Source organism: Capnocytophaga sp. oral taxon 380 str. F0488 (assembly GCF_000318255.2).
Lineage (GTDB): Bacteria > Bacteroidota > Bacteroidia > Flavobacteriales > Flavobacteriaceae > Capnocytophaga > Capnocytophaga ochracea.
Window position 1 is genome coordinate 1 of the sequence record NZ_KB291173.1, and the last position, 2,564, is coordinate 2,564.

The 2,564-nt window shown below is 44.9% G+C and carries 1 pseudogene; it reads right to left on the reverse strand.

The window, feature by feature from the left end:
- Positions 1 to 2,564: pseudogene (locus tag HMPREF9078_RS12075) on the reverse strand (hypothetical protein); the annotation flags it as partial.

Genomic DNA, 2,564 nt, shown 5'->3' on the forward strand with positions numbered 1-2,564 from the left:
TTAGGGTCGTTGATTTGCTTCCAGTCGCGGTAGAAGAAGTCTTGCCCCTCATTGTAATCCATTAGGGCGGTAGTTTTGCCTTTGTCGGCATTTTTACCTTTGAAAGGGTGTTCGAGTTTAAAAATGCCGTGCCCCAGTTCGTGGGCTATGGTTCGTGCATTGGTGCTGTAAACAAAGCCGTATTGCCCGCCTAATCGCATATAGCCGTGATCGCCTGTGCCGTCGTTTACCAAAAAGATGTAATAAGTGTTCTCTTTTGGCTTTCTGTTGGTTGTAAATTTAGCGATGACTGCGTTTTGTTCAGGACTATAGGTAGAAAGGTCACCAAACTCGTTTTCTGTGGGCAAAGTGCCGTTTTTGAGTTGGTCGCTAATATCAAAAGGTTTTTCAGTAGTGATGTGTAGTGTTACCCCTACTTTTTCATAAATCTGCTGTACTTGAGCGATTGCCGCTTGAAGGTTTTGTCCGCTTTGAGTAGGTACTAAAGCTACATTTACTTCTTTAGGCGAGAGGTGTACTAAAATACATTTGCCAATGAGTTCTTCTTTTTTGCCTTTTTTGTCTTTCTTTTCTTTGGCAACGACCCATAATTCTTCCTGCGCAAAGTCGAAAGCTCCCTTACGGGTGATTTTGTATAGTCCTTCACCTTTGCTTTCAGCCTCTACTTTTACACCATTTTCTGTATGGAAGAAGAAATCGTATTTGGTAGTATCGGCGGGTTGTATGCGCAGTTCAAAGCTTGAGGTTTTGCCCTTTACAAGTGCTTTATAAGGTATTTCACCATTGGTGTCGTTTGCTAACTCATCGTTGAAGAGCCATTCTACCTTAAAATGTTTGTTGTTAACAGGAGGGTTTTTACTTTCTCCTTTTCCAGCTTGTTGGGCTAACTGAGTGCCTTCCTCTCTTGTTCCTTCAGCAGTTACTTTGCCACTCTCATCTAACTGATAGACTTTTCCTTTACTATCGGTAATTACATAGTCTCTGCCCTTAGGTAACGTTACTTTGGGTGCTATACCGGTCTTAGGGTCTACCTTACCTATGACAATAATGCGTCCAAGAGTGTCTACTTGTACTTCCGATACCTCAAAAGGCATCTTTTGGTCTTTCTTGCCTTTATCTCCAAAGACTTCACCTATACCTTCTTGTATAAACTGTACATTTCTCTCGGTCTCATCATAAGTGGTTACGAGTTTTCCGTCTATGAGTTGGCGTTCGGTATTGAGCTTGATACCGTTGAACACTACCTTTATCTTAGTGTCTTGCAGATAAGGTACTTTCACATAGCCTTCACCTGAGTATACGCCATTGCTACCCGTAGCGTTGAGCACCGTTACCGGGAAATCGCCTGCTGTAAAGGTGGTGTTAGGATACAGGTTGTCCTGTAGTGGGTTAGTGTTCTTGATGCGTATTTCGGGTTTTACCCCACATTGCACTTGGCTCTTTTCGTCTATCTGATCGGTGGTGGTAAACTCCTGTTCGGTGCTATACATATAGCTCTCTTCTCCAAATACCGAGCTACTATAAGCTGTTTCTAAGCCACAGGCTACGCCTACTTTGTAGATGTAAGTACGTCCCCGTTTGAGGTTCGTGAGCTTGGCATAGGGCATACTCACTTTTTGTGATTTCCACGTCTTGCCCTTCTCGCGGTACATCACCTTGTACGGGTACTCTTGATTAGGCATCATCGCCTGAGCACTCCATCGCAGTTGTGCCGAGGTGCTTTCAGTTATCGCTGTGAGGAACTTCGGCGCTTCACAATGAGAGACTAAATCAAAGTAAAAAGTCTCGGAGTTGCCGTTGTTTTTAAAGTACGACTGTTCGTTAGGGTTATTGGGGTTATTTGTAAAAGCTCGTACCTGCCATACGTAGCGCTTGTTTTCCAATAGGATTGGCATCATATTAGTGTATGCCAAAGCTGGTGAAAAGGTTTTAGTTTGGTACACCAATCGTCCCGTCATAAACGCCTCTTCTGGCACCAATGCCAAGTCCCATACTTCTTTGAGGGTGAACTCGTACTGCATAAAGGGGGCTACATCGCGGGGCATCCATTGGAAAACAATATGCTGAAAAGCGTTCTTTTTAGTAAGCACTTCGCCTTTTTGGGGCATCGTAAGCACAGGGGGTGAGTAGCGGCGCACTTGTATCATCGCGCGTCCTTTGTTGGACACAGGGCGTCCAGTAGCTACGTCGTAAAGCGACAAGCCAATAAAATAAGTACCCTCAGGAAGTAGTCCGTTGTAAGTCGCCTCATTAATACCGTAGAGATTCTCGTAGCGCAGTAGGGTTTTAAAATCTATATTGGTAAGTGTGCGTCGTACGCCTGGAGATAGGTTTACCAAATAGGGGGTAATATAATCGGGAGTTTGGGCAATGACTTGTCCTTGGAAGTCCTCTAACGAGAACCGGAGCACAAAGGGGCGTCCGCCGGTAGAGAGGTCTTTAAGCAGAAAGTGTGCTTGTATCTTCTGTTCAAAGGTGTCGGCATACCCCCTCAGACTCTGTGGATAGGGCGGAGTGACAAACACTTGCACGTCCACAGGGTACTGCTGAGCTTGCAGAGTGAA